This window comes from Amycolatopsis regifaucium (genome assembly GCF_001613935.1).
In the GTDB taxonomy this organism is placed as follows: Bacteria; Actinomycetota; Actinomycetes; order Mycobacteriales; family Pseudonocardiaceae; genus Amycolatopsis; species Amycolatopsis regifaucium.
This window is the reverse complement of sequence record NZ_LQCI01000003.1, coordinates 194,160-221,119: the sequence shown is the minus strand read 5'-3', so window position 1 is coordinate 221,119 and position 26,960 is coordinate 194,160. Positions and strand designations below refer to the sequence as shown.

28 protein-coding genes are annotated in these 26,960 nt (G+C 68.4%); 13 read left to right on the top strand and 15 right to left on the bottom strand.

Annotated elements, in window-relative coordinates; genetic code table 11:
* The first annotated feature begins 80 nt into the window (after positions 1-80).
* From AVL48_RS04840 to AVL48_RS04830, 3 genes are read left to right on the top strand one after another with little or no spacing between them, the layout of a single operon-like run.
* Complete coding sequence (locus AVL48_RS04840) at positions 81-644, top strand: TetR/AcrR family transcriptional regulator (protein ID WP_061984660.1); 564 nt, start codon at positions 81-83, stop codon at positions 642-644.
* Positions 644-1,474, top strand: coding sequence for an MBL fold metallo-hydrolase (locus AVL48_RS04835; RefSeq protein WP_061984658.1), 831 nt, complete (start codon positions 644-646; stop codon positions 1,472-1,474). The genes AVL48_RS04840 and AVL48_RS04835 overlap by 1 nt, the downstream gene beginning before the upstream one ends.
* The gene (locus AVL48_RS04830; RefSeq protein ID WP_061984656.1) at positions 1,471-2,298 is read left to right on the top strand and encodes an MBL fold metallo-hydrolase; all 828 of its coding nucleotides are present in this window, start codon (positions 1,471-1,473) and stop codon (positions 2,296-2,298) included. Before AVL48_RS04835 ends, AVL48_RS04830 begins: the two co-directional genes overlap by 4 nt.
* A 6-nt stretch (positions 2,299-2,304) precedes the next feature.
* Here AVL48_RS04830 and AVL48_RS04825 read toward each other — a convergent pair whose 3' ends face one another.
* From AVL48_RS04825 to pdxH, 4 genes are all read right to left on the bottom strand, one after another.
* Positions 2,305-3,690 carry an APC family permease gene (locus AVL48_RS04825; RefSeq protein WP_061984654.1) on the bottom strand — a complete coding sequence of 462 codons (1,386 nt, stop codon included), beginning with the start codon at positions 3,688-3,690 and terminating at the stop codon, positions 2,305-2,307.
* A gap of 95 nt (positions 3,691-3,785) precedes the next feature.
* Positions 3,786-4,376, bottom strand: a complete 591-nt coding sequence (locus AVL48_RS04820; RefSeq protein ID WP_061984652.1) for a DUF3558 domain-containing protein — start codon at positions 4,374-4,376, stop codon at positions 3,786-3,788.
* 24 nt (positions 4,377-4,400) lie between these two features.
* Complete coding sequence (locus AVL48_RS04815) at positions 4,401-5,684, bottom strand: MFS transporter (RefSeq protein ID WP_061984650.1); 1,284 nt, start codon at positions 5,682-5,684, stop codon at positions 4,401-4,403.
* Between the two features lie 120 nt (positions 5,685-5,804).
* Positions 5,805-6,485 (bottom strand): pyridoxamine 5'-phosphate oxidase, encoded by a 681-nt coding sequence (pdxH, locus tag AVL48_RS04810; RefSeq protein WP_061984648.1) that lies wholly within the window; start codon positions 6,483-6,485, stop codon positions 5,805-5,807.
* A gap of 347 nt (positions 6,486-6,832) precedes the next feature.
* Here pdxH and AVL48_RS38080 point away from each other — a divergent pair, with 347 nt between their 5' ends.
* On the top strand, positions 6,833-7,600 hold the full coding sequence (locus AVL48_RS38080) for a hypothetical protein (RefSeq protein ID WP_177242346.1): 768 nt from the start codon (positions 6,833-6,835) through the stop codon (positions 7,598-7,600).
* Here the strand turns inward: AVL48_RS38080 and AVL48_RS04805 are convergent.
* Positions 7,590-7,961, bottom strand: coding sequence for a hypothetical protein (locus AVL48_RS04805; RefSeq protein ID WP_061984646.1), 372 nt, complete (start codon positions 7,959-7,961; stop codon positions 7,590-7,592). The two genes, AVL48_RS38080 and AVL48_RS04805, sit on opposite strands and share 11 nt — an antisense overlap.
* Before the next feature lie 392 nt (positions 7,962-8,353).
* Between AVL48_RS04805 and AVL48_RS04800 the strand changes: the two genes are divergently transcribed.
* Genes AVL48_RS04800 through AVL48_RS04770 form a run of 7 tightly spaced genes read left to right on the top strand, consistent with a single transcriptional unit; the run spans position 8,354 to position 15,171 of the window.
* The gene (locus AVL48_RS04800) at positions 8,354-9,361 is read left to right on the top strand and encodes an ABC transporter substrate-binding protein (RefSeq protein WP_082857544.1); all 1,008 of its coding nucleotides are present in this window, start codon (positions 8,354-8,356) and stop codon (positions 9,359-9,361) included.
* Positions 9,358-10,317, top strand: a complete 960-nt coding sequence (locus AVL48_RS04795) for an ABC transporter permease (RefSeq protein WP_061984642.1) — start codon at positions 9,358-9,360, stop codon at positions 10,315-10,317. Before AVL48_RS04800 ends, AVL48_RS04795 begins: the two co-directional genes overlap by 4 nt.
* Positions 10,314-11,090, top strand: a complete 777-nt coding sequence (locus AVL48_RS04790; protein ID WP_061984882.1) for an ABC transporter ATP-binding protein — start codon at positions 10,314-10,316, stop codon at positions 11,088-11,090. Before AVL48_RS04795 ends, AVL48_RS04790 begins: the two co-directional genes overlap by 4 nt.
* 14 nt (positions 11,091-11,104) lie before the next feature.
* A complete protein-coding gene (locus tag AVL48_RS04785; protein ID WP_061984640.1) occupies positions 11,105-13,777 on the top strand; it encodes a sensor histidine kinase in 2,673 nt (890 codons plus the stop codon).
* Positions 13,774-14,199, top strand: a complete 426-nt coding sequence (locus AVL48_RS04780) for a roadblock/LC7 domain-containing protein (RefSeq protein ID WP_005156032.1) — start codon at positions 13,774-13,776, stop codon at positions 14,197-14,199. The genes AVL48_RS04785 and AVL48_RS04780 overlap by 4 nt, the downstream gene beginning before the upstream one ends.
* 20 nt (positions 14,200-14,219) lie before the next feature.
* On the top strand, positions 14,220-14,600 hold the full coding sequence (locus tag AVL48_RS04775) for a DUF742 domain-containing protein (RefSeq protein WP_061984638.1): 381 nt from the start codon (positions 14,220-14,222) through the stop codon (positions 14,598-14,600).
* Positions 14,578-15,171 carry a GTP-binding protein gene (locus AVL48_RS04770; RefSeq protein ID WP_061984636.1) on the top strand — a complete coding sequence of 198 codons (594 nt, stop codon included), beginning with the start codon at positions 14,578-14,580 and terminating at the stop codon, positions 15,169-15,171. Before AVL48_RS04775 ends, AVL48_RS04770 begins: the two co-directional genes overlap by 23 nt.
* Positions 15,172-15,340: 169 nt before the next feature.
* On the opposite strand, the gene AVL48_RS04765 is transcribed toward AVL48_RS04770, so the two are convergent.
* Positions 15,341-15,961 carry a TetR/AcrR family transcriptional regulator gene (locus tag AVL48_RS04765; RefSeq protein WP_061984634.1) on the bottom strand — a complete coding sequence of 207 codons (621 nt, stop codon included), beginning with the start codon at positions 15,959-15,961 and terminating at the stop codon, positions 15,341-15,343.
* Positions 15,962-16,052: 91 nt separating this feature from the next.
* Here AVL48_RS04765 and AVL48_RS04760 point away from each other — a divergent pair, with 91 nt between their 5' ends.
* On the top strand, positions 16,053-17,144 hold the full coding sequence (locus AVL48_RS04760; RefSeq protein ID WP_061984632.1) for a lipase family protein: 1,092 nt from the start codon (positions 16,053-16,055) through the stop codon (positions 17,142-17,144).
* A gap of 57 nt (positions 17,145-17,201) precedes the next feature.
* Here the strand turns inward: AVL48_RS04760 and AVL48_RS04755 are convergent, their stop codons facing one another.
* Genes AVL48_RS04755 through AVL48_RS04730 form a run of 6 tightly spaced genes read right to left on the bottom strand, consistent with a single transcriptional unit; the run spans position 17,202 to position 21,605 of the window.
* Entirely contained in the window at positions 17,202-17,906 is a 705-nt protein-coding gene (locus AVL48_RS04755) for an urease accessory protein UreD (protein WP_061984630.1), read from the bottom strand.
* The gene (gene ureG, locus AVL48_RS04750; RefSeq protein ID WP_061984880.1) at positions 17,903-18,607 is read right to left on the bottom strand and encodes an urease accessory protein UreG; all 705 of its coding nucleotides are present in this window, start codon (positions 18,605-18,607) and stop codon (positions 17,903-17,905) included. Before ureG ends, AVL48_RS04755 begins: the two co-directional genes overlap by 4 nt.
* Before the next feature lie 7 nt (positions 18,608-18,614).
* Entirely contained in the window at positions 18,615-19,277 is a 663-nt protein-coding gene (locus AVL48_RS04745) for an urease accessory protein UreF (protein WP_061984628.1), read from the bottom strand.
* The gene (locus AVL48_RS04740; protein WP_061984626.1) at positions 19,277-20,998 is read right to left on the bottom strand and encodes an urease subunit alpha; all 1,722 of its coding nucleotides are present in this window, start codon (positions 20,996-20,998) and stop codon (positions 19,277-19,279) included. The genes AVL48_RS04745 and AVL48_RS04740 overlap by 1 nt, the downstream gene beginning before the upstream one ends.
* On the bottom strand, positions 20,998-21,291 hold the full coding sequence (locus AVL48_RS04735; protein WP_061984624.1) for an urease subunit beta: 294 nt from the start codon (positions 21,289-21,291) through the stop codon (positions 20,998-21,000). Before AVL48_RS04735 ends, AVL48_RS04740 begins: the two co-directional genes overlap by 1 nt.
* Positions 21,292-21,302: 11 nt before the next feature.
* Positions 21,303-21,605, bottom strand: a complete 303-nt coding sequence (locus AVL48_RS04730; protein ID WP_061984622.1) for an urease subunit gamma — start codon at positions 21,603-21,605, stop codon at positions 21,303-21,305.
* Positions 21,606-21,896: 291 nt separating this feature from the next.
* Between AVL48_RS04730 and AVL48_RS04725 the strand changes: the two genes are divergently transcribed.
* Complete coding sequence (locus AVL48_RS04725) at positions 21,897-23,051, top strand: citrate synthase 2 (RefSeq protein ID WP_061984620.1); 1,155 nt, start codon at positions 21,897-21,899, stop codon at positions 23,049-23,051.
* Positions 23,052-23,102: 51 nt separating this feature from the next.
* On the opposite strand, the gene AVL48_RS04720 is transcribed toward AVL48_RS04725, so the two are convergent.
* From AVL48_RS04720 to AVL48_RS04710, 3 genes are read right to left on the bottom strand one after another with little or no spacing between them, the layout of a single operon-like run.
* Entirely contained in the window at positions 23,103-23,693 is a 591-nt protein-coding gene (locus AVL48_RS04720) for a TetR/AcrR family transcriptional regulator (protein ID WP_061984618.1), read from the bottom strand.
* Positions 23,694-23,716: 23 nt separating this feature from the next.
* Complete coding sequence (locus AVL48_RS04715) at positions 23,717-25,408, bottom strand: SDR family oxidoreductase (RefSeq protein WP_061984616.1); 1,692 nt, start codon at positions 25,406-25,408, stop codon at positions 23,717-23,719.
* A 36-nt stretch (positions 25,409-25,444) separates the two neighbouring features.
* The gene (locus AVL48_RS04710) at positions 25,445-26,944 is read right to left on the bottom strand and encodes an MFS transporter (RefSeq protein ID WP_061984612.1); all 1,500 of its coding nucleotides are present in this window, start codon (positions 26,942-26,944) and stop codon (positions 25,445-25,447) included.
* Between the last annotated feature and the right edge of the window lie 16 nt (positions 26,945-26,960).

Here is a 26,960-nt window from a genome sequence, read left to right as displayed (position 1 = left end):
CAAAGACCCCTCAGTCATGGATATTTGTGTAAATCTTTCTTACTAGACCGGTCGTCATAGTTTGAGCTACAGTCGGTCGCATGGTCCGCCGCACCGACACCCGGCAGCGCATGCTCGATTCCGCCGCCGAACTCTTCCACCAGCAGGGTTACCACGCCACCGGGCTCAATCAGCTCGTCGCCGCCGGCGGCGCGCCCAAGGGATCGCTCTACTTCCACTTCCCCGGCGGCAAGGAGCAGCTCGCCGCCGAGGCCATCAGTCAGTCCGCCGAACGCCTCTGCGACACCTTGCGCACGATCGTGGCGAACTCCCCCGACGTCGTCACCGCCGTCGAGAATGTCGTCGACGCGCTGGCGACTTCACTGGAGGAGTCGGATTTCCAGCGCGGGTGTCCACTCGCGACGGTCGCGCTCGACGCGTCGGGCGAGAGCGAGGTGATCCGCCAGGCCTGCGCCGACGGCTACATCTCCTGGCACACGATCATCGCCGGAGCGCTGAAGACCGACAAGGCGGACCACCTGGCGACCGTCGTCCTCGCCACCATCGAGGGCGGCTTGCTGCTGGCCAAGACATTGCACGACACCGCGCCGCTGCGCGCGATCGCCCCTCACCTCCGCTCCACCCTCGAACGGGAGCTGCCCTGATGCGTGTCCACCACCTCAACTGCGGAACCCTGCGGCCCATCGGCGGCAAGCTCGTCGACGGCAGGCCGGGGCTTCTCCGCCGCGCGGAACTGATCTGTCACTGTCTCCTGCTGGAGACCGAAACCGGACTGGTGCTGGTCGAGACCGGCGTCGGGACGCCGACCGTCACCCGCCCGGCGGAATGGCTCGGCGCCGGTTTCGTCCGCATGGTGCACCCGGTCGGTGACGACGACCTCAGCGCCACCACCCAGATCCGCAAGCTCGGCTTCGACCCGGCCGACGTGCGCGACATCGTGCTCACCCACCTCGACCTCGATCACGCGGGCGGGCTCGTCGACTTCCCGCAAGCGCGGGTCCACGTCCACGCGCGCGAACTCCAGGCGCTGGAGAAGCCGATCGACCGCAAGGAGGCGAGCCGCTACCGGAAGGTCCAGTTCAGCCACGGTCCGAAGTGGAAGTCCTACCGCGCCGACGGCGACCCGTGGTTCGGCTTCGACGCCGTTCGCGAACTCGAGGGTGTCCCGGACGTCCTGATCATCCCGCTCGCCGGGCACACCCGCGGGCACGCCGGGGTCGCGGTCGACACCGGCGACGGCTGGCTGCTCAACGCCGGGGACGCCGTCTTCCACGGCGGCGAGCTGGAACGAAACCCGCATATCCCCTTCGTATTGGGGCTCTTCGAGTCGCACACGCAGACGGAGAAGACGGCACGACTGGACAACCAGCGCCGGCTGCGCGAACTTGTGAGTAACAACGGTGACGAGGTGACGGTCTTCGCCGCGCACGACGCCACCGCATTCGAGCGGCTCAGCCAGAGGAGCAGGATATGAAGGTCCACCACCTGAACTGCGGCACGATGCGCGCACCGGGAGGGAAACTGCTCGACGGCCAGCCGGGATTGCTGCGCCGCGCGGAAATGGTGGCGCACTGCCTGCTCATCGAGACCGGCGACGGGCTCGTGCTGGTGGACACCGGTTTCGGCCGCCAGGGCGTCGCCCGGCCGGGCGACTGGCTCGGCACGCCGTTCACCCTGATGGTCGGTGCGAAGCCGGTCGAGGAGGAGACGGCCGCCCATCACGTCGAAGCGCTCGGCCACAAACCGGAGGACGTGCGGCACATCATCTGCACCCACCTCGACGTCGACCACGCGGGCGGGCTCGCGGACTTCCCGAACGCCGTCGTGCATGTCCGCACCGCGGAGCACGACGCGGCGACCGCCCCCGGCAACGCGAGCGAGAAACTGCGCTTCCGCGCCAACCAGTTCGCCCACCGTCCACTGTGGAGCAAGTACGACGAGGCCGGTGACGAGTGGTTCGGTTTCCAGGCCGTCCGCGAACTCAAGGGCCTGCCGCCGGAGATCCTGCTCGTCCCGCTCGCGGGGCACACCAGGGGCCACACGGGAGTCGCGGTCGACACCGGCGACGGCTGGCTGCTGCACGCGGGTGACGCCTACTTCTTCCACGGACAGCTTGATCCGGTGAAACCGCACTGCCCGCCGGGGATGACCGCGTTCCAGAACATGGTGCAGACGCTGCGCAAGCCCCGGCTGGAGAACGTGGAGCGGCTGCGCGAGCTGAGCCGAGAACACGCTGACGAGGTCACCGTGTTCTCGGCACACAGCCCGGTGGAGTATCAGTCGCTCAGCCGGGGATAGGAGTGGTCAGCCGACCGGCGGCTCGGCGAGCTGCCGGTCCTCTTCCTTGTGCGTGGCCCGCATGATGAGCCAGTTGATGCCCCAGAGCACGATGCCGACGCCGAGCAGGATCGCGGCGACCTTGTAGTCGCGGGCGGGCCGTCCGGACAACGGCGTCACCAGGTAGACGCAGAAGATCGCGGCGAGCACCGGGATGATCGTCGGCGCGCGGAAATGCTTGTGCGCCGACTTTTCCTTGCGCAGCACCAGGACCGCGACATTGACGATGGCGAAGACGGCGAGCAGCAGCAACGCCGTCGTGCCGCCGAGCACGCCGATGTCCACAAAGGAGACCAGGCCGATCGCGATCAGGCTGGTGAACACGATCGCCACCCACGGGCTGCGGCGGAACGGATGCACGGTGCCCAGCTGCTTCGGGATGATCCGCTGGTTCGCCATGCCGTAGAGCAGGCGGCTGGCCATCAGCATGTTGATCAGCGCCGAGTTGATCACCGCGAAGAGACCGATCGCGGAGAAGACCTCGCGCGGGAAGCCGGGTGCCCCGACGTCGAGCACCTTCAGCAGCGCGCTGCTCTTGGCCGCCGCCAGATCGTCCGCGGGGACCAGCAGCGAAGAGGTCACGGAGACCATGATGTAGATGGTCGCGGCGATGACCATGCCCCACAGCATCGCCTTCGGGAAGATCCGGATCGGGTCCTTGCACTCCTCGGCCATGTTCACCGAGTCCTCGAAGCCGACCATCGCGAAGAACGCCAGCGACGTCGCCGAAGTGATCGCCACCAGCATGGTCTGGTTCTCGGTGTCGAACTCGACCAGCCGCGAGGCGTCCCCGTTGCCGTTGAGCACCGCCCACACGCCGACGCCGATGATGATCAGCAGGCCGCCGATCTCGATGCAGGTCAGCACCACGTTGGTCTTCACCGACTCGGAGACCCCGCGGAAGTTGATCAGCGCGAGGCCGATCACGAACAGGATCGCCACCCACGGCATCGGCGCGGTGATGAATTCCTTCAGGTAGGTGTCACCGAAGGCCTTCGCCGCCGACGATGCCGAGGTGATCCCCGAGCACATCACCGCGAACGCCACCATGAAGGTGAGGAAGCGGATCTTGAACGCCTTGTGCGTGTAGAGCGCGGCCCCCGCCGCCTGCGGGTACTTCCCGACCAGTTCCAGATAGCTGAACGCGGTCATGAAAGCGACCACGAACGCGATCAGGAACGGCAACCACAGCGCGCCGCCGACCCGACCGGCCACCTGACCGGTGAGGGCGTAGACGCCCGTTCCGATGATGTCCCCCACCACGAAGAACAGCAGGAGCTTGGAACCCATGACCCGTTTGAGGCTCGGCTGACCGGATGGACCGGCCTGTTCTGTTGTCGTCGTGTCCGCCATGCGGCAAGAGTGTGCCGTATCACGTCTGTGGCCGACAGTCCGCTTTGGTCAGTTCTTCGTCACGGGTTGGCGAAAGAGGCTTTTGGGTAAATCGCTCAGTTGGCGTCGACCGCGGTCTTCACCAGCGGGACCATCATCTCCTGCGTCATCTTCGTCGGCCCGGTGTAGTTGACCAGCACCGGAACGTCGTTCACGAGTTCGGCGGCCGCCAGCGTCGCGGTCTTGTTCTCGTCGGTGTAGTAGACGGCGCCCTCGCCGACACCGGCGACGTCCTTGGCGCCCGGCTTCGCCTTCTTCAGCGCGGCGACCATCTCGGCGGGCTTGATCTTGTTGCCCTCGAAGCGGGTCACCGCGAGCGCGCCGACCTGCTTGCCCGCGGCCGAGTAGACACAACTCTTGGCCTTGCCGCCGTTGGCGGCGTTGTCCTGCACCGGTCCCGGCGCCGAAGTGACCCCTTCGAGCGAGACGGCCTTTCCGACGGCCTCGGCGGGCAGCAGCGCGCACGGCTCCTTCGAACCGGCGCCGCCGGTGGGCGCGGCCGACGAACTCGGCGCGGCGGAGTGCGACGGAGCGGGAGCCTGGCTCGACGGCTTGGCCGCGTTGTCCGACTTCTGGTCCCCGGACGAGCAGGCGGTGACGGTCGCGATGACAGCGGCGAACAGGACGATCGCCCGTGAAATACGCATGGATCCGACGATAGCCCGAACAGCTCAGTCCACCGGGGCCCGGTACCGCCAGAACGACGGGATCAGCAACGCCGCCGCGATGACCAGCACGATGACCAGCATCCCGCCGCCCGAAGCCGCCGCGGCCGTGCCGACACCGGCGGCGGCCCAGCCGTGGGTGAGGTCGGCGATCCTCGGCCCGCCCGCGACGACGACGGTGAACACGCCCTGCAGCCGTCCGCGCATCTCGTCGGTGGTGGCGATCTGGAGGATCGACATGCGGTAGATCGCGCTGACCATGTCGGCCGCTCCGGCGAGCGCCATGAAGAAGACGGCCAGCCACAGCGACTGCGCGAGGCCGAAGCCGACGATGGCGGCGCCCCAGACACAGACCGAGATGATGACGCCGAGGCCCTGCTTACGGATCCTGGTCAGCCAGCCGGAGAAGAGCCCGATCAGCATCGCGCCCGCCGGGAGCGCGGCGTACAGCCAGCCCAGTGCCGGGCCGCCGCCGGGCGGGTCGCCGAAGGTGCGCTCGGCCATCTCCGGGATCAGCGCGCGCGGCATCCCGGCCACCATCGCGATGATGTCGAGGAGGAACGAGGCGAGCAGGATCTTCTGCGTCGCCAGGTAGCGGAAACCGTCGATGATGTCGCGGAGCCCGGCGCGGCGCGCGATCTCGCCGAGCGGCGGGATCGGCGGCAGTTTCCAGACCGCGATGAGGGTCAAGGTCAGTGCGGCGACGTCGATCAGGTAGAGCGTCGAAAGGCCGAGGATCGGGATCAGCGAACCCGCGAGGAGCGGGCCGAAGACCGCGCCGAAGGTGGCCATCGTGCTGCTCAGCGCGGTCGCGGGAGCGATCAGATTGTCCGGCACCAGGCGAGCGACCACGGCACTGCGGGTCGGCATGTTGATCGCGAAGAACGCCTGGTTGACCGCCAGCAGGGCGAGCACCAGCCAGACCGAGCCGATGTTCAGGAACGCCTGGAGCCACAGGACCGCCGAAGTGACGGTGACCCCGACGTTGGTGACGATGAGGAGCTTGCGCCGGTCGACGGCGTCCGCGATGGCGCCGCCCCAGAGGCCGAAAACGAGCAGCGGGACCAGGGCGACGAGGCCGGTCAGTCCGACATAGGCCGAGGAACCGGTGAGGTCGAAGACCTGTTTGGGGACCGCGACCGCGGTGAGCTGGGAGCCGACGGCGGTGACCGCGGTGGACAGCCAGAGGCGGCGGAACGCGGGGATTTTGAGCGGCCGGGTGTCCACGACGATCGACCCGAACAGCTTGCGGACACCCTTGCGCTGCTCAACCCCCACGTCGTCACTCACAACCCGACAGCTTAGCCGCGCTAACTAACCGATCGCGCGCGATTTAAGTCACCAGCTAACGCGTGAAGGCCCCCTTCCCTTCGGCTCAGCCGAGGGAAGGGGGCCTTCACGCGCTTTGAGTTACGGCGCCACGCGCTCGATCTGCCAGCCGTCGTCAGTCCGGACGTAGCGGAGCCTGTCGTGCATGCGGTCTTCGCGGCCCTGCCAGAACTCGACGATGTCGGGCCGGATGCGCCACCCGCCCCAGTGCGGCGGGACCGGGATGTTCTCGACGTCGGCGAAGCGGCGCTCGATGCCGTGAAGCGCGGTGTCGAGGGCACGGCGGCCGTCGACGACGCGGGACTGCGGCGAAGCCCAGGCCCCGAGCTGCGAACCCCGCGGCCGCGACCTCCAGTACTCGGTGGTCTCGGCGACGTTGACCTTCTCCACCTCGCCGCGTACGTGGACCTGACGCTGCAGGGGGTACCACGGGAAGGTGACCGACGCGTAGCGCGTCGCGGTCAGGTCATGGCTCTTCGTCGACGTGTAGTTCGTGTAGAAAACGACGCCGCGTTCGTCGAGGCCCTTGCACAGGACGGTCCGGGAGGACGGCCTGCCCTCCGGGTCGGTCGTGGCGAGCACCATCGCGTTCGGTTCGGCGACTCCCGCGGAGACGGCCTGGTTCAGCCAGTCCTGCAGCTGCGCGAACCATGTCTCCGCGAGCGCGGACTCGTCGAAGGCGCCGCCTTCGTAGGCCACTCGCATTCCGGGCAGGCGCACGACGGCGTCGTCGTCCACGCCATCCTTGATCTCCGGCATCATCCGCCAAACCTCCGTACCCGGTCGGGGCATCTGTGACTTCGGCTTTGCCGCCGACGGTATTGCCTCGGACGCGACGGCGAAACCCACTGAACGGTGACGCGCGCCACCCGGGCGTGGCTATCAGTGCGCAACCGCTGGACCGCAAGCCGTAACCCCGTGGTCACCTGCCCGTCCCTGATCGATAAAGGCCGGTTCTACTTTCGGCCCGCTCTCCGTCCCCCATCACCACGGAGGCAGGTTCATGACCGGCACCCTGCCCACCACCGTCGCGCACACGCGCGCGAAGTACGGCGTCGACATGGACCTACTGACACGGAGTTCTCCTCGTTCGCCGGGACCGAGGGCGCGTGCGCCTTCCCGGCCAGGCCGAGGAAGGCGAGCAGCGCGCCGCCGCTCTGCTTGGCGGTCAAGCCGGCGCTCGGCCCCTATTCGGGATCATTGTCGTTCGCCGACTTCTTTTCCGGGGTATCGCACCGTCACCCTGGCCGGGTCTGGTAAATCCTGAGGAACTGCGGGATCGCGCTCGCTCTGATGGAATCCGGCGCTTCGCCTTCCTGGCAATCGCCTGGATAGGCGCGGTCCGCGCGGCTCTCGTCATCGTGAAACCACTCGGCCTCTCATCGAGGTACATCGAATTCAACCGCGCTTATTCGCCGAAGATCAATTCGGTCGGATTCGGCTCGATTATCGTCGCGTCCACCATTTCCATCGTCGCCTATTTCGGCGCATTCAGTCCACTGCTCGCCTTGGTCGTCGCGATCGCGCTCGTCCCGGCCGTCGCCATCGCCACGAAGGGGAGGACCTATCCAGCCCGTTCTAATTCTGTCATTCGACAGAAATTAGCGCCGGAGGAACTCCGCGCGACACATATCCGCACGGTGTGCCAGGACGAGTTCGAACTGCCCGACATCGCCGACTGCGCGAAGCAGTCCGGAGCCATCTGCTCGCTGTGCCGCACGCTCGACGCGACCTGCCACGACATGTGCCGGACAGCGGGCCGGTCGACCTGCCGATGCCCACGATGCCGTCGGCCCGTCCATGAGACGCGACGAAGGCCGCCGCCGGAAACCGGGCGGCGGCCTTCGCTTCTCCCAGGTCGCGTTGTCAGTTCGTGACAGTGAACTCCGCGCGAACAATCCAGCCCCAGCAGTCGTACGACGCCGTGTACCGGCCAGGCACCGTCCCCACGGGACCGTCGCCGCGCAACGCGACACCGATCCCGCCGGTGCCGCCATCTCCCACTACCCGCAAGGGAATCGGCGCCGCGAGACCGTCCGCGACGAGGGTCGTCGCGAGCTCCCCTGCACCCGACGGGCGCAGGCAGTAGATATCCGCGGTCACCGTCCCACCTGCGACGACGCTGCCCGGACCGATGACGAGACTGGACGGCCTGGTCGCGTTCGCCGGTCCCGCTCCGACCATCGTGGACACCAGCGCGACACCGGCGGCGCACACCGCGGCCGAACGAAATTTCATCTTCTGCTCCCTCCTGATCGACCGGCTCGGATTCACCGGCCACCTGGTGGACGCGGACCGCCACGTCCGGGGTTGCCCACCGGTCCGGACTTTGCCCCTTGGCGCGAAACGGGCCGGATTCAGCGGAATGTGACAGCAAATGGAGCAAAGAGCCGATGATCACACTAGGTAGACCTTGCGCCGCTCGATAGGATCGCCGCCGAGGGCAACGGGGTGATCACCTCTATCCAGAGTGTTAGAGGTACAGGGTGGGACGGCCGGGTGTGCGGCTGCTCCGTCCGCTTATTGCCGGCCGCACTTCCGCCAGGGAGTTCGACGCCGGTCGATCACCCCCGCGCTCGAGCCACCGGAACTTTTCAGGCCGTGTTACTCCCCTTCCCCAGGAGTGCGTTGTGATTTCCCGTTCCCGCCGTCTCATGACGGCGTTGCTGTGCGCCATTTCGCTGGCAGGCGTAACAGCCCTTTCGGCTTGTTCGGACAGCGGCACCGCCGCTTCCGGCGCCAAGGTCACCATCGGTTACAGCGCTTGGCCGGGCTGGTTCCCGTGGGCGGTGGCCCAGGAAAAAGGTCTTTTCGAGAAGAACGGCGTGCACGTCGACCTGAAGTGGTTCGACAGTTACACCGAAAGCATCAACGCGCTTTCCTCCGGCGCGATCGACGCCAACAGCCAGACCCTCAACGACACGCTCGCCTCGGTCAGCGGTGGCGCGAAGCTGTCGGTCGTCCTGGTCAACGACAACTCCACGGGCAACGACAAGATCATCGCCCGCGAGGGGATCACCGGCGTCGCCGACCTCAAGGGCAAGAAGGTCGCCGTCGAGCAGGGTACGGTCGACCACTACCTCCTGCTGCTCGCGTTGCAGGAGGCGAAGCTGACCGAGAAGGACGTCGAACTGGTCCCGCTGTTGACCGACGCCGCCGCGGCCGCGTTCGTCGGCGGGCAGGTCGACGCCGTCGCCGCGTTCGCCCCCTTCACCTCGAAGGCGCTCGAACGCCCCGGCAGCCGCGCGATCGCGACGTCCGCCGAGTTCCCCGGCGCCATCCCGGACCACCTTGTCGTCTCCGAGAAGATGTCGAAGGAACGCAAGAAGGAGGTCCAGGCGCTGGTGACCACCTGGTTCCAGACGATCGACTGGATCAAGCAGAACAAGGCCGAGGCCGTCCAGATCATGGCGAAGCGCGGAGCAGTGTCGACGGACGAGTACAGGACCTACGACGCCGGCACCACGATCTTCACCAAGCAGCAGAACCTCGACGCGTTCACCCCGGGTGTCACGCCCGCGCATCTGAACTTCCAGGCCGGCAAGATCGCCGACTTCATGGTCTCCACCGGGCTGGCCCCGGCCCGGCCGAACATCGACGGGCTGTTCGACGACCAGTACGTCAAGTCGGTGCCGTGAGCACCACGGGCTCGGCGCGTTCGTCCGTTCAGCGGACGGACGCCGCCGAAGAGGCCGAAGCGCGTCGCCTCGACGACGAGCAGCGGCTCGCCGAAGCGCAGGAGGATCGACGGCGAGGGGGCGCGCGGCCGGACTGGTCGCCGCTGCCCCGCCGGGCGGGCCTCAACCCGAACGCCTCCCCGCTGTTCTCCCTCCGGAGCCCGATCTCCTCGCGGTGGCGGTGGACGCTGGCGGTGGCCTCCTTCGCGATCCCGCTGCTGATCTGGGTGACGCTGAACGCGCTGGGCGTCGTCAACCCGACGTTCCTGCCGACGCCGGTCGCGGTGCTCGAAGCCGGGCTGAAGATGATCGAGTCGGGGGAACTGTTCAGCGACCTCTGGGCGACCACCCAGCGGGTGCTGCTCGGCTTCGGGCTCGCGGTGCTCGTATCGGTGCCGCTCGGCATCGTGATGGGGACCTTCAACGCCGGGCTGGCCCTGTTCGAACCGGTCATCGCGATGCTGCGCTATCTCCCGGCGAGCGCGTTCATCCCGCTGCTGATGATTTGGCTCGGCCTCGGTGAGCCGTCGAAGGTCGCCGTCCTGTTCCTCGGGACGGTCTTCTTCAACACGCTGATGACGGCCGACGCCGTCCGCGGGGTACCGCGTTCGCTGATCGACGTGTCCTACACACTCGGGGCACGACGCGGTGAGGTGCTGCGCAAGGTGATCGTCCCGCACGCGCTGCCCGGCATGATCGACGCGACCCGCGTCAACGCCGCGGCCGCGTGGAACTTCGTGGTGGTCGCCGAGCTGATCAACGCCACCGCCGGACTGGGCCTGCGGATCATGCGCGCGCAGCGGTTCACCCAGACCGACCGGATCTTCGCGCTGCTGATCGTGATCGGCCTGCTCGGCCTGGTCATCGATATCGCGCTCCGGCGGCTGCGGACGCGGGTCGGGAAGTGGGCGGCGTGACACTGGAACTCAAGGGCATCGCCAAGGACTACACCGTCCGCGGCAAGACCACCCGGGCACTCGACGGGATCGACCTCGACATCGCTCGCGGCGACTTCGTCTGCGTCGTCGGCGCGAGCGGATCCGGCAAGTCGACCCTGCTCTCGCTGATCGCCGGGCTGACCGAACCGTCCGAGGGACTGATCACCCTCGACGGCGACGCGGTGACCGGGCCGGGCCCGGATCGCGGGCTGGTGTTCCAACACGGGGCGCTGTACCCGTGGCGGACGGTGGAGAGCAACGTCGCGTTCGGACTCGAGCTGCTGAGTCTCGACAAGAGCGAACGCGCCCGCCGGGTGGACTGGTATCTCGAAGAGACCGGGCTCGCCGGGCTGCGGAAGTCATTGCCCAAGCAGCTTTCCGGCGGGCAGAAGCAGCGGGTGGCGATCGCGCGGGCGCTGGCGTGCGAGCCCGACGTGCTGTTGCTCGATGAACCTTTCGGCGCGCTGGACGTCCAGACGAAAGAGGACATGCAGGTCCTGATCCGCCGGATCTGGACCGACACTCGGACGACGGTGCTGATGGTGACCCACGATGTCGAAGAGGCCGTGTTCCTCGGGCGGCGGGTCGTGGTGCTGGCGTCCGATCCGGGCCGGGTCGCCGCCGATATCGTGGTCGATCTACCCGGTGAGCGCGACCTCTCGGTCAAACGCGCGCCGGAGTTCCTCGCGCTGCGCGCGTCCATCGAAGACCTCGTCCGGGAGCAGCACCGCGGACATCTCGGGCGGAGTTGAAGAGAAAGGTGACCATGAGGCACGGGAAAACGCGGCCGGAGCGCAAGCCGCGCTCCGGGTTACTCGGCAGACTCGGCATCCGGGGCAAGCTCAACCTGCTCCTGATGTTGCCGCTGACCGCGGTGGTCCTGGTGTCGGTGCCTTACGTCGCCGAGGAAATCGACGACGCTCGGTCCGCGCGCACCACGGCCGACGTCGCGGCGCAGGCCCGCGCACTGGGCGCGCTGGCGTGGGAACTGCAGCGGGAACGGTTGCTGACGGCGCACTACATCGCGTCGACGTCGGCGGGCAGCGCGGCGATGGTGCGGCAGCAGGGTGTCGTCGCCGACACGGTGAACCAGGTCCGGGCGCAGCTGAGTGCCGACGCGCCGGAAGAACTCGCCGCCGCGCTGGTCCGGATCGGTTCGCTGGACGAGATCCGCGCCAACGCGCTCCGGCGCGGCGCCTCACTGGACAGCGTGGCGCGGACGTACCACGCGGTGATCGACGCGGTCATCAACGCGCTTCGCCTGGTGCCGCAGCAGACCAGTGACGCGGAGGGCACCCGCCAGCTGACGGCGCTCGACGCGCTGCTGCGCGCGAACGAGGAGAACTCGTTGCGCGGTATGGCGCTGATCATCGTGCTGGCCACCCCCGAATCCGGGGAGCCGGTGCTGGACGACGCGAAACAGCAGGCGTCGCTGTTCCTCGAACGGTTCGTGCAGCAGGCCGACGTCACGCAGGCCACCGACGTGGTCGCGGTCGACCAGGGTGAGACGGGCCGCCGGGTCGACGCACTGGAAGCCAAGCTTCCGCAGGCCAAGACGCCGCAGGCCGTGCAGGCGATGCTGCCGGACATCCTCGGTGCCGTCGAAGCCCAGTCCAACCAGCGACGGCTCGTCCAGGACGAGGTCACCGCCGGCATCGCCGACGCCGCGACCGCGCGAGCCGACGCCGCGCAGAACCTGGCGTGGACGATCGGTATCGGTGCCGGTGTGCTGTTCCTGCTCGTCGGTGGTCTCGCGATCGCGGTCAGCCGGTCGATCGCGGATCCGCTGCGGAAACTGACCACGGCGGCGACGTCGGTCGCCGACCTCGCGAGTACCGAACTGGTCCGCGTCACCGACACCGAGCAGGCGGAAGAACTCGCGCCTCGGCTCGCCACCATCGACGTGTCCTCTCAGGACGAACTCGGGAAACTCGCCGAGGCGTTCAACCGGGTCCAGGCCACCGCGGCCGAACTGGTGGAACGGCAGGCCGTCACGCGGCGCAACGTCGGCCTCATGTTCGCGAACGTCGCGAAGCGGACGCAGAACCTGGTGGGCAGGCAGCTGGCACTGGTCGACGAACTGGAGCGCAACGAGCAGGACGTCGCCCTGCTGGCGAGCCTCTACCGGCTCGACCACCTCTCCACGCGTCTACGCCGCAACGCGGACAACCTCCTCGTCGTTTCGGGAAACCGCGACGAGGCGAGGATCTCCGGTCCGATCGAGCTGTCGACGGCGCTGCGTTCGGCGCTGGCGGAGATCGAGGACTACCAGCGGGTCCGGCTCGGCTCGGTGGGCGACGTCCTGCTGTCGTCGCCGTTCGGTTCGGATCTGGTGCTCATCTTCGCCGAACTGCTGGAGAACGCGACCTCGTTCTCCCCGCCGGAGTCCTTTGTGGACGTCGGCACCAAGGTGCTCCCCGACGGCTCCTGCCTGATCGTGATCGTGGACCAGGGCATCGGTATGACCGAAGAACGGCTCGCCGAGGAGAACCGGCGGCTGGTCGAACGCGAGCGGCTCGAACTGGCCCCGACCAGTGTGCTCGGCCTGTTCGTGGTCGGCCGCCTCGCGCGGCGGCACGGGCTCAAGGTCGAGCTGACCGAGACCGAGGCGGGCGAGGGCATCACGGCGCGGATCACCGTCCCGCCGAATCTGCTGACCTACCGGGCACCAGTGCGGAAGAGCGTTCCGCCTCCTGCTTGGCCGACGGCGGAACCGGTCGACGAGCCCACCCCTCAGCAGCTTCAGTCCCAGCCGCGGGAGAAGGCGTCCGCCCGGGAGCTGCCGACACTGGCGATCGCCGGGATGATCCCGCGCGACGGCCGGCCCCCCAAGGACTTCCGGTGGTTCCGCAAGACCGACGGGGAGATCGCGGAGCCGATGCCGGAGCCGGAACCCACGCCGATACCCGCGCCCGTGCACCAGGCGCCCGCGCCGACACTCACCGCCGATTCCGGGGAGACCCGCGGCGGACTGCGGCGGCGGGTCAAGGGCGCGCAGCTTCCCGGTGCCCCCGAAGCACCGTCGCGGCAGAAGTCCAGGCATGATCCTGAGGCGGCCAAAGCGGCCTTCGACGGTTTCGAGGCAGGCCTGGCGAAGGCCACCGGGACTTCTTCGTCGAACACTGGTACTTCGTCGAACACTGGTACTTCTTTGAATACTGTGCCGCCACCGGCGGGCAACCCGATGCCGACCCCGACGCCGGTGCCCGCCGCTTCGCGCGGCGGTCTCACCCGGCGGGTTCCCGGTGCCCAGCTGGCGCCGGGCCTGGCGAAGGGACCGGCCGCGCGCCACCAGACCGCGCGGGCGGCACTGAACACCACCAAGCCCAAGGGCATGCGTGACCCCGAGGCCGAGCGTGCCGCGTTCGACGCCTTCAGTGACGGGTTGGAGAAAGCCGTCAACCCGGCGATGGATCAGAGAGAGAAGAGCAAGAAATGACGACCGGAGTCAGCGTCGAAGCCCGGAACTTCAACTGGTTGGTGACGCGCTTCGCGCAGAACACGGCGAGCGCGATGGGCGCGATCGCCGTCTCGGCCGACGGCCTGCTGATCGCGATGTCGTCCGAGCTGGAGCGTGCCAACGCCGACCGGCTGGCCGCGATCTGCTCGGCGATGCTCGGCCTGGCGCACGGTGTCTCCGAGAGCCACCCGCTCGGTTCACCCGACAAGATCATCATCGAACTGGAGCAGGGCTACCTGCTGGTCTGCACGATCAGCATCGGCTGCTCGCTCGGCGTGCTGGCCACCAAGCAGGCCAGCCTCGGCACGATCGCCTACGAGATGGCGATGTTCGCCAACCGCGCCACCGAGGTGCTCACCCCCGCGCTGATCGAGGAACTCAAGAAGAGCGTCGGCAGCTGAAAGGACGAGGGGACAAGGGAATGAGCGACGATCAGGTACCTCGCCCCCGGGGTGGCGAGCGGGACATTTCGCTGCTGCGCCCGTATCTGCTCACCGCCGGCCGCGCACAGCCGGTGGACGGCACGCTCGAAATCGAGGCTCAGGTGCTCACGAGCAGGCTCGGGGCGGCTTCGCAGTCGAGGCTGACCTTCGAGCGACGCGAGATCGTTTCCCTGTGCCGGGAAACGAAGTCCGTCGCCGAAGTGGCGGCGATGCTCGGCCTGCACATCGGCGTGGCCAGGGTGCTCGTGGCGGATCTCGCCGCGCTCGGCTACGTCGTACTCCGACGGCCGACCGGAGCCCTCACCCAGGACCTCGGCATGATCGAAAGGGTCATTCGTGGACTCGAAGCAATTCGCTGAACCGGTGTCGGCCAAGCCGCCGACCCCGGTCAAGATCGTCATCGCCGGCGGGTTCGGGGTCGGCAAGACGACCACCGTCGGGGCGATCTCGGAGATCAAACCGCTGACCACCGAGGCCGCGATGACCTCGACCGGGGCGGCGGTCGACGACGCGGGCGGAGACGTGCCGTCGAAGACCACCACGACGGTGGCGCTGGACTTCGGCTGCATCACCATCGACGAAGAGGTGAAGCTGTACCTCTTCGGCACCCCGGGTCAGGACCGGTTCGGGTTCATGTGGCACGACCTCGTGCTCGGCGCGCTGGGCGCGCTCGTCATCGTGGACACCCGGCGGCTCGACGACTGCTATCCGGCCGTCGATTACTTCGAGAAGGCCGGGTTGCCGTTCGTGGTCGGGGTGAACGTGTTCGACGGTTCGCTCAAGCACGACCTCGAAGACGTGCGGTGGGCGCTCGCGGTGAGCGACGACGTCCCGTTGATCACCTTCGACGCGCGGCAGCGGCTGTCGGTCCGTGACGCGCTGCTGGCCGTCCTGCACAACACCTTCCGGCGGGCTTCCGCCGCCTCCTAACGCCCTCCCACCGCCGCGTTTCGTCCTCTGAATGCGCCAGTCCGTACCCAAACCGCCGCGTTTCGTCCTCTGAATGCGCCAGCCCGTACCCAAACCGCCGCATTTCGTCCTCTGAATGCGGTAGTTGCGTGTGCATGTACCGCATTCAGAGGACGAAACGCGGGCGTCGTCAGGCCGGCCGGGTGATGGCGGCCAGCATCAGAGCCCGGAGTTCGGCGGCGACGGCGGCGACGGGTAACGGCGGCGTATGCGCCTGCCACTCACGCAGGAGCCCGGTCGCCGCGCCGACGAGCGCGACGGCCGTCAGGTGGTAGTCGCGGTCCGGCGCGACGCCGTGCAGGGCGGCGTGCCGGGCTTCGGCTTCGATGAACGCGGCCCACCGATCGACCCATTCCTGGTGCTGCGCCTCCAAAGCGGCGCTGACCCCGACCGCTTCGACGTAGTTCAGCCGCGGCATGCGCGGATCCGACGTCACCGTGCTGACGAAGACGTCGAGCAGCGTCCCGATCCGGGTGACCGCGTCCGCGTCCTCCAGCCGGTCCAGGACGCCGGTGACGTGCTCCAGCGCGAGGGCGTTGATGCGCTCGTGCAGGGTCAGCAGTACCTGCTCCTTGCTCTCGAACTCCTCGTAGAAGTTCCGCGTCGAGACGCCGGCGCGCGCGCACAATTCGGTGATCTTCGCCTGCTGGTAGCCCGTCGAGGTGAACAGGTCCAGGGCCGCGGACAGCAGGCGTTCACGCCGTTCGGCGCGCCGCTGCTCGGGTGCGACCCCGCCGTACGTGCGGGCCACTCGGCCTCCCTCGATTCGGTAATAGGGATTGCCAGATGCTACCAACACCGCCTACATTGCGAAAATCTTAATTACCAAACTGGAGGCAACGGTGCTTCGGACAGTTCTGGTCGCAGCTCTCACCGCCGCCCTCATCGGCGCCCCGGCCGCGCAAGCCGCGCCGAGCGCGCCGGGGGACCTGGTCGAATACAAGTCGGTCATCGCCACCGCCCCGGCGAAGGCCTGGAAACTCCTCTACCGCTCCACCTCGGCGACAGGGCGGCCGAACACGGTCTCGGGCATCCTGCTGGTCCCGCACACTCCGTGGACGAACGGGCCTCGCCCGCTGGTCACCTACGCGGTCGGCACCCATGGCCTCGGCGACCGCTGCGCGCCGTCGACCCGGCTGACGAACGGGTCCGAGAACGAAGTCCTCCTGATGAGCCAAGCACTTTCGCGTGGCTGGGCGGTCGTCGTGACCGACTACGAAGGCCTCGGCACACCGGGCACGCACACCTACGCCGTCGGCCAGTCCGAAGGCCGGGCCGTCCTCGACGCCGCCCGCGCGGCCGCCAGGGTTCCCGACGCGGGACTGTCGAAGACCGGTCCGGTCGGCGTTTTCGGCTACTCGCAAGGTGGCCAGGCCGCGGCGTTCGCGGGTGAACTGCAGCCGTCCTACGCACCCGATGTCAACCTGGTCGGGGTCGCGGAAGGCGGGGTCCCGGCGGATCTGGACGCGGTACTGAAGTTCAACGACGGCGGTCCGGCGTTCGGCCTGGTCCTCGGCGCCGCTGTCGGCTACGCGACGGCGTATCCGGAACTGCCGTTCGACGACGTGCTCAACGCGAAGGGTGAGAAGGCCGTCGCGAAGGTCAAGGAAGCGTGCACCGTCGAACTCGGCGCGGCGGCGCCTTTCGCGCGGCTCAACGACTTCACGACCGTGCCGAACGTTTCGTCCGACCCGCGCTGGCAGGCCCGGCTCGGGGAGAATCTGGCGGGCAAGACCAAGCCCGGCGCGCCGGTCTACCTGTACCACGCGTCGCTGGACGAGCTGATCCCGCTTTCGGTCGGCAAGGGGCTGCGTGACCGCTACCGCGCACTCGGCGCCGACGTCACCTGGCAGGAACTCCCGCTGCTGGAACACATCGGCGGCGTCTCGGCGGGCGGCCCGGTCGCGATGGCCTGGCTGGGCACGAAGTTCTGACGGGGAGTCGGTCCGTGAAGGCCTCCTTCCCTACCTTCAGGGTAGGGAAGGAGGCCTTCACGGATTTTCGAGCGGCTTGAGCGCGGTCACGGCGTCCGGGGCCAGTGAGGTGGTGAGGATGCCACCGGCGGCGAGCGGGGTCCGCGACCACCAGTCTCCGGAAGCCGCGGACAGTTCCGGACCGCCGACGACCAGATCGGTGGCCAGCACCCGCCGTCCGGCCAGATGCGCGAGACTGGAGTCCAAAGTGGAATCACCGATCTCCAGCGTCTGCCGCAGCACCGGACACTCGTCCCGTGTCACGTGCTGCGTGGTCACCAGCGAACCCGGTCGCTCCCCTGCCCGGCCGAGGACGAGCACCTCCCGCGTGTGCAGGTAGGCACCGGAAGCCAAGGACGCCTTGAACACCGCCGAGTGCCGTGCCCGGGCCGTCACGACGGTCGGCTCCGGCAAGTACTCCAGCGAACCGCCCTCGCCCACCTCGATGTCCACAAGGGACGAACTCCCCTCCCCGTGCAGACCCGGGAGCGCGATCGTCGCGGCCACCCCGGAAATCCGTAGCGAAGCACCCGGTCCGACGCGGATGGTCAGCTTAAGTTCGTCGCCGCCCAAGGGTGAGGTCGCCGAGTTGACCAGGTGCACGATCGCCGTCGCTCCGGTACCTCGTTTGGGAAGGAGCGTGAGCGGCGCCATCGAGCGCAGCTCACGCAGAACGGTCCGGCCGCCCTCGAAACAGGCGGCCAGCCGTGCGTGCGCCTTCACCCCGCGCGGACCGGGAGCAGTGAACGGACCCAGGCGGCGACGTCGGGCGCGTTGGGAGTGTCCACGAGGGACTGTGTGATCACCGGTAGCTCGCCGCGCATCCGGTGCGCGTCCGAGGTCATCACGTCCATGTCCGCGCCGACCAGATGCGCGATGTCGATCTTGTTGATCACCAACAGATCCGCTGTCGTGACCCCCGGCCCGCCCTTGCGCGGCACCTTGTCACCGCCCGCTACGTCGACCACGAAGACCTGGCTGTCGGCGAGCCCGCGGCTGAACACCGCCGTCAGGTTGTCCCCACCGCTTTCGATGATCACCAGATCCAGTCCGGGGAAGCGCTCCTCCAGGCGCTCGACGGCGTCGAGGTTCGCGGTGATGTCGTCGCGGATCGCGGTATGCGGGCACGCGCCGGTCTGCACGGCCTCGATCCGTTCCGGGTCGAGCACGCCCGCCTTGCGCAGGAAGTCCGCGTCCTCGGTGGTGTAGATGTCGTTGGTGACGACGGCGAGGTTCACCTCGTCGCCGAGCGCCCGGCACAGCGCCGCGGTGAGCGCGGTCTTCCCACTGCCCACCGGCCCGCCGATGCCGATCCGGTACGCGCGGCCCGTGGTCGGCGCCTGCTCGTGATGATCGGGTTCCGCGGCTGTGGGGTCGAAGTTGACCGGGTGGACGTGACCGTGTCCGTGACCACGCTTCTCGATGTCACTGTCAGCTGGCAAAGAGACGCACCTCTTCCTGGTGATGCCGGGCGTGTGCCTCGGCGAACAGATCGAGCGCCGGGGACCCGGGCGCCGGAAGATCGGCCGGATCGTTTCCCGCGACCTCGGCGGCGCGCAGGGAAACCTCCCGGACTTCAGCGGAAAGCCTCGCCACGACGGCGTTGACGGCGAAGGGGTCGAGGCCCAGCAGCCGGACGGCCGCGCTCGCCGGTCCACTGATCGCGAGATAGGCCACCGCCATCGCCGCGTCGAACGGCACCCCGACGATCACCGGATGATGCGGTCGCGGAGTTTCCTTCAACAGCTGGGAAAGCACCGGAGATGGCCACGCGGCCTTACCCGCCCGCGCCGTCCCTCGCCCCTGCGCGCGGGAAGCCTCCCGCTGCGCGAGCGACGGCGTCCGGGCGTCGAGTTCGAGATCGAGCCGTCGCCAGTGTCCATTCCGGACACCTCGAGCGGCGGCGTGCGCCGACGCCGCGGCGAACACCGCGGCCAGCGAACCCGCCGTCCGCAACCGGCCGGAGAGGAACCCGGGCAGATCGCGTTCCTGCTCGATCAGCTTCCGGGCGACGGCTTCTTCGAGACCGCCGGAATGGACGTGGCCGCCACCGGGAAACCGGGAGTCGGCGAGAATGATCGCGGAGAGGTCCATCAGAACAAGAAGTACCTTTGCGCCATCGGCAGTTCCGTCACCGGCCGCGGTTCGATCAGCTCGCCGTCGACGTGCACGGCGAAACTGTCCGGCTCCACCCGGATGTCCGGCGTGGCGTCGTTGAGCACCATGTCGGCCTTGCCGCGGGAGCGGGTGTCCGAGATCGGCACCAGCTTCCGCGCGATGCCGAACCGCTCCGCGACCCCGCTTTCCAGAGCTTCCGGTGCCACGAAATGGAAACTGCTCGCGGCCGCGACCGAAGGCGCCGCGCCGAACATCGGCCGCGCGAGTACCGGCTGCGGGGTCGGGATGGACGCGTTCGCGTCACCCATCGCCGCCCATGCCGGAAACCCGCCCTTGAGCACGACATGCGGCCGGACACCGAAGAACTTCGGTTCCCACAGCACGAGATCGGCGAGTTTCCCGATCTCCACCGAGCCGATCTCGCACTCCATCCCGTGCGCGATCGCCGGGTTGATCGTGTATTTGGCGACATAGCGACGAGCACGCAGATTGTCGGCCGCGCCGTCGCCCGGCAGGGCGCCACGCCGTCGTTTCATCACGTGCGCGGTCTGCCAGGTCCGGATGATCACCTCACCGATCCGGCCCATCGCCTGCGAATCCGAACTCATCATGGAGATCGCGCCGAGGTCGTGCAGCACGTCCTCGGCCGCGATGGTCGTCGGCCGGATCCGGCTTTCCGCGAACGCGAGGTCCTCGGGCACGGACGGGTTCAGGTGGTGACAGACGACGAGCATGTCGAGGTGCTCGTCGAGGGTGTTCGCGGTGTGCGGCCGCGTCGGATTCGTCGACGACGGCAGGATGTTGGCCAGTCCGGCGACCTGGATGATGTCCGGCGCGTGCCCGCCGCCCGCGCCTTCGGTGTGGTACGCGTTGATCGACCGGCCACGGATCGCGTCCACAGTGGACTCCAGGAACCCGGCCTCGTTCAGCGTGTCGGTGTGGATCGCCACCTGGACACCGGATTCGTCGGCGACGGTGAGGCAGGCGTCGATCGCGGCCGGCGTGGTACCCCAGTCCTCGTGCAGTTTGAACCCGCCCGCGCCCGCCGCGAGTTGTTCGCGCAGCGCGTCGTGGCGGACGGTGTTCCCCTTGCCCAGCAACAGGACGTTGACCGGCTGGCCGTCCATCGCCTGCAGCATCCGGCCGAGGTTCCACGCGCCGGGGGTCACGGTGGTCGCCTTGCTGCCTTCGACCGGACCGGTTCCGCCGCCGACGAGCGTGGTCAGCCCGGACGCGAGCGCGGTGTCGGTCAGCTGCGGGCAGATGAAGTGGACGTGGCAGTCGATCCCGCCCGCGGTCAGGATCTTCCCGTTGCCTGCCAGTACTTCCGTCGACGGGCCGATGACCAGGGCCGGGTCGACACCGTCCATCGTGTCCGGGTTGCCCGCCTTCCCGATCCCGACGATCCGGCCGTCGCGGACGCCGACGTCGGCCTTGACGACTCCCCAGTGGTCGAGGATCACCGCGCCGGTGATGATCAGATCCGGCGCGCCTTCGGCCCGGGTCGCCATGCCCTGGCCCATCGATTCGCGGATGACCTTGCCACCGCCGAACAGCACCTCGTCGCCGCTGCCCGACGGCCCCATGCCGCGGTCCTCGGTGACCTCGATGAGCAGATCGGTGTCCGCCAGGCGGATCCGGTCGCCCGCCGTCGGGCCGAAGAGTTCGGCGTAGCGCTCGCGATCGATCGACGGCATCAGGACTCCTCGCGCAATCCGGGCACCCGGCGGTTCCCGGCCAGCGGGACGAGGTCGACTTCGCGTTCGACGCCCGGTTCGAACCGCACGGACGTCCCCGCGGGGACGTCGAGACGCTGACCGCGCGCGGCTTCGCGATCGAATTCGAGTCCCGGATTGACCGCCGCGAAATGGAAGTGCGAGCCGACCTGGACCGGCCGGTCGCCGAGGTTCCGCACGAGCAGCCGGATCCGCGGCCTGCCGGGATTCAGCTCGACCGATCCGGCACCGGTGATGATCTCTCCTGGGCGCACCCGTCCCCCTTCTAGACGATCGGGTCGTGCACGGTGACGAGCTTCGTACCGTCCGGGAAAGTGGCTTCGACCTGCACCGAATCGACCATTTCCGGCACCCCGCCGAGCACTTGGGCCCGGCTGAGCACCGACCGCCCGCTGGCGGCGAGTTCGCTGACCGTCCGGCCGTCGCGAGCGCCTTCCAAGACATGGTCGGTGATCAGCGCCACCGCCTCGGGATAATTCAAGAGCACCCCGCGTTCCAGGCGTTTGCGAGCTACATCCGCCGCGACGTGGATGAGCAGTTTGTCCCGCTCCTGGGGGCTCAAGTGCATGACAAAGGTCTATCACCGGAAACCGCGTGGCGCCGGTTCTCGAAACACAGGATTTACCTGCTCGCCGGTACACGGAAAGTGAACGAAGCCGTAACTCTTCGCGTACGAAGGCGGTTTTCACTGAATCGTTCTCGTAATCGTGACCGAAACCACCACATCTTACGATTGCCCCAGGCCCCGACGTGGAGCAAGGTTTGTCCATCCGTGCGATGAGGCGCGCCTTCGCTGCGTGTATCCCGTCCACGCGTGAAACACAAAGCCGGGGAATGCGCATCGAAAGGTTTCACCACAGTGAGTACCTCCACGATCAGCACCAAACAGCCGTCCGACCAGGTCGACGACGGTTTCCGACCGGGTCTCGAAGGCGTGGTCGCCTTCCGGACCGAAATCGCCGAGCCCGACCGTGACGGTGGCGCGCTGCGCTATCGCGGTGTCGACATCGAGGACCTCGCCGGCAAGGTGACCTTCGGTGACGTCTGGGGCCTTCTCGTCGACGGTCGATTCGGCCACGGGCTACCGCCCGCCGAGCCGTTCCCGCTGCCGGTGCACACCGGCGACGTCCGGGTCGACGTCCAGGCCGCGCTCGCCATGCTCGCCCCCATCTGGGGCTACCGGCCGCTGCTCGACATCAGCGACGAGGAGGCGCGCGACCAGCTGGCCCGCGCGTCCGTGATGGCGCTTTCCTACGTCGCCCAGTCCGCCCGCGGCATCGGACAGCCCGCCGTTCCGCAGACCCGCGTCGACGAAGCGAAGTCGATCACCGAGCGGTTCATGGTCCGCTGGCGCGGCGAGCCCGACCCGGCCCACGTCAAGGCCATCGACGCCTATTGGGTCTCGGCCGCCGAACACGGTCTCAACGCTTCGACCTTCACCGCCCGCGTCATCGCCTCCACCGGCGCCGACGTCGCCGCGGCGCTGTCGGGCGCGATCGGCGCCATGTCGGGCCCGCTGCACGGCGGCGCGCCGGCGCGAGTGCTGCCGATGATCGAAGAGGTCGAGAAGACCGGTGACGCGGTCGGCCTGGTCAAGGGCATCCTGGACCGCAAGGAACGCATGATGGGCTTCGGGCATCGCGTGTACCGCGCCGAGGACCCGCGGGCGCGCGTGCTGCGCCGCACCTGCCAGGAGCTCGGCGCGTCGCGCTACGAGGCGGCCGCGGAGCTGGAGCAGGTCGCGCTGAAGGAACTGCGCGAACGCCGCCCGGATCACCCGATCGAGACCAACGTGGAGTTCTGGGCGGCCGTGATCCTGGACTTCGCCCAGGTGCCGCCGCACATGATGCCCGCGATGTTCAGCTCGGCCCGTACCGCCGGCTGGGCCGCGCACATCCTGGAGCAGAAGAAGACCGGCCGCCTCGTGCGTCCCTCGGCCAAGTACGTCGGCCCGGAGCCGCGTCAGCCGGAAGAGGTCGAAGGCTGGGACCTGGTCACGAAGCACTCCCAGTAGCGCGTGCAATGAAGGGGCCTTTCATAGCAAATTTTGCTATGAAAGGCCCCTTCATTGCAGCTGCGGGACCGAGGGCTCGTGGTTCGCGGTCGTCGCGAGCATGGCCGTGAGCTGATCGACCAGCCAGCCGTCGAGCGCTTCCCGCGCCACCGCGCGCTCCTGCAACCAGCTCAGCAGAGCGCCCTCGACCACGGCGGTCCAGCAGCGCAAGGTCAGCAGCAGCATAGGCGAGGGCTCCGACACTCCCAGCGCGTCGAGGATCAGCTCGACGGCACGGTGGCGGACCTCGTCGATCGCCGCGTCCGTCTCCGACGTCGCGATCACCGAACCACTTCGCAGCAGGGCGACATAGCCGGCGCGGTAGTGGTCGGCGACGTCGATCAGCCCGCGGACCGCGGCGCGCAACCGCGCCTCGGGCGGGCCTTCCTCGAGTCCGGCGAGACCGTCGATGAGCCCTTCGGTGACCGTCTTCAGCGCCTCGACCTGCAGTTCCCGCAGACTCGAAAAATACCGGTAGAACAACGGCCGCGAGACCTCGGCGCGGGCGATGATGTCGTCGACGGTGACGAGTTCGGGCGCGCGCGAGCCGAACAGGTCCAGCGCGGCGCGGATCAGGTCCTCGCGGCGCGCCCGCGGCGACATCCGGCGAGGTCGTCGGGCCGAGGTCACGGCGTGACGTCCAGTTTCGCCGCGGTCCGCAGTAGTCCGGGAGTGAGCCGGGAGAGGACGAGCGCGGCCTTGGCCTCCGGGGTCGACGGCTGGATCGCCTTGTCCTTTTCGACCGCGCGCAGGATGTCGCGCGCGACCTTCTCCGGGCCGAACCCGCGTTTCGCGTACAGCTTGCTGCTCGACTTCTGGCGCCGCTTCTGTTCGATGTCGTCGACGCCGACGAACCGCGTGGTGTTGGTGATGTTGGTGTTCACGATGCCGGGGCAGATCGCGGTGACGCCGATGTTCTCGGCCGCGAGTTCCGCGCGCAGGCACACGCTCAACGTCAGCACGGCGGATTTCGTGGTGGCGTAAGCGGAAAGGATCTTCGAGGGCAGGTACGCCGCGGCCGAGGCGACGTTGACGATCTGGCCGCCTTCGGCGCGATCCCGCATCTGCTCGGCGAAGACGCGGCAGCCGTGGATGACGCCCCAGAGGTTCACGTCGATGAGGCGTTCCCAGTCCTTGACCGTCGTGTCGAGGAACGGGCCGGACAGGCCGATGCCCGCGTTGTTCACGACGATGTCCGGCACCCCGAACTCTTCCTTCACCCGCTGGGCGAATTTCTCGACCGCTTCCGCGTCGGAGGAGTCCACTGTGTACTCGCCGACGGTGACGCCCTTGCCCTGCAGGAGTTTCGCGGTGTCCGCGGCGGCCGAGCCGTTGATGTCGGTGATGACGAGGTCGGCGCCCTTGTCCGCGAACGCGAGCGCCGTCGCGCGGCCGATCCCGCTGCCCGCGCCGGTGACCACGACGAGCTTGTGCGCGAACCCGGTCGAGCGGGCCTGCTTGAGCGCGCGGCTCTCCGCGCCGCCTTCGACGTGGTCGATCAGCTCGGCCGTGGCCGAAGCGATCACCTCCGGCTTCTCGCGAGGCACCCAGTGCGTGCCGACGATCCGGCGGACCCGGAGGTCGGGGACCCAGGGCTCGATCTCGGTCTGCAGCGGCGTGGTGACGAACTTGTCACCGGTGGGCGCGAGCACCTGCACCGGGATCTCGGCCTGCCGAGGCCGCGGCCGCGAGAGCCGGGTGAACATGTTGGCGCGGTAGAGATTGAGGCCGTACAGGCCGTCCGAAGTGGACGGTTTTCCGGCCGCCGGATCCATCCGGCCGATCAGCGCGCCCATCGCCCCGGTGCGCCACAGCAACTGCGGGATCAGGGGGATCTGGAAGCCGAGGATGTACGTCGAGTGCATCCCCTGCGCGAGCGCGTTCTTGAGCCGCTTGGGACTAGGGCGCACCTGCGCGCGGAACCACGCTCCCGCGTGATCGAGGCTCGGCCCGGAGATCGACGTGAACGACGCGAGCCGTCCACGCAACCGGTCACCGGTGACGGCGTGCCAGGTCTGGATGGAGCCCCAGTCGTGCGCGAGGAGGTGGACCTTGCCCTTGGGTCGAACTTCGTCGATGACCGCAGCGAGGTCACTGGACAGCTGGTCCAATTTGTAGGACGCACGTCCCGAAGGCTTGTCCGACCGGCCCGCGCCGCGGACGTCGTAGACGACCACCCGGTACCGGCGTTCGAGTACGGCGGCGACGCCGTCCCACATGGAGCCGTTGTCCGGGTAACCGTGGACGAGCACCACCGTGGGCGCGTCGTCGACACCGGTCACCCGGACCGAGAGGCGGACACCGTCGCTGGCCGTCACCCACGTATGAGACATAGTGTCATGTTAGACAACATGTCAATAAGCTCGTTTCTTCAACGCCACGCGGCCCAGCGACCACACGGTGTCGATCACGAAGACGAAAGTCCAGATCCGGCCGAGGTTCAACAGCCAGTGACCGCTCGAGTTCCAGTACCACTCGGCGGTGTGGGCCCCGCCGAACACCGCCTCGACGGGCCAGCTGTACCCGGCCATCGCCAGTGCCGTCTGCGCGAGGACGTAGAGCACCGCGTGCGCCGCCCAGTTCCGCAGCGGGTTCGCGCGCTTGTTCGCATCGGCCTTCACCGATTCGGCCGCTTGCGGACTCTCTCCGGCCATGCCGACAGCCGGCTTTTCCTTTTGTGACGGCGTTTTCGCTGGTTCCACGGGAAACTCCGCGACTCCGACCCGGCGGACCGCGCGTCGAACCACGAGCGATCCGAAGAGCAAAAGAGCCGCCGCGCCGAAGCAAGCTATCCGCCAACCGGCGTCCGAGCCGTAGAGCTGGCCCGCCAGGAAGGTCCCGATCGTCGCTCCCAGTAGTGCCGCGCTTTCGTAGATTCCCATGGCGCGGCCGAGGCTCAGCCCGGCCGCCTCGGCGACCACCGCCTGCTCCACCGGGATGGCCGCCGCGAACGCCGCCGCGGACAGGATCCACATGACCGCCAGCGCCACCGGACTGGGCGCGAAGGACAATCCGGCGGCGAAGAGCGCGCTCGCCGCCATCGCCAGCGAGAGCACCCTGGTCCGGCCGACCTTGCGGACGAAGCCGTGCAGGTAGTCCGGCAGGAAGCTGTACACGATGAACCCCGGGATGAACACGGCCGTGATCTCGCCGAGTTGCAACTGGTGGCCGCGTTGCAGGTGCATCAGAAGCAGCAGGGCGACCCCGGCCTCGGCCATCGCGGTCAACGCGACGAGCGCGAGCATCGGGCGCATCCGCCTGCCCAGCTGCAGAAACCGTGGTGCGCTTTCCTCGCGCACCGGCGCGGATTTCGCGTTCAGCAGCACCACCGCCGCCACCACGCACGCCGCCGCGCCGAGCCAGAAGACGCCCCGGTAGTCGATCCAGGCGATCGCGCTGAGCGCGACCACGAACGCGATCCACGTACCGCCGCCCTCGGCCGCGAACAGCTTGCTGAACGCGCCGTCGTCCGCCGCGAGCCCCTCCCCCACGCGGGCTCGCAACGCGACCCAGAACAACGCGCCACCCGCGCCGCCGAGCACCGCCGCGAGATAGGCGAGCCCGATTCCCGGCGTCACCGCGTAGACCACAAAGGACAGTCCATAGAGGACGACACCGGCGGCCGCGACACGGCCGCGGTCGTACCGGTCCGCGAGCGAGCCCGCGATCGGCCGGACCACGAACGACACCAGCGTCTCCAGCGCGGTGAGCGCGCCGACCTCGGCGGCCGACGCGCCGAGCTGACTCCCCACCCACAACGGCAGGAGGAAATCGAGAACCTCCGCCGGCCCCTTGGTCAACGCGGCCGCGAGCCGATTCTCCTCCGCGCGCCGTTTCCGTACTGCTTCATCCATCCCTACCCCCGTTAAG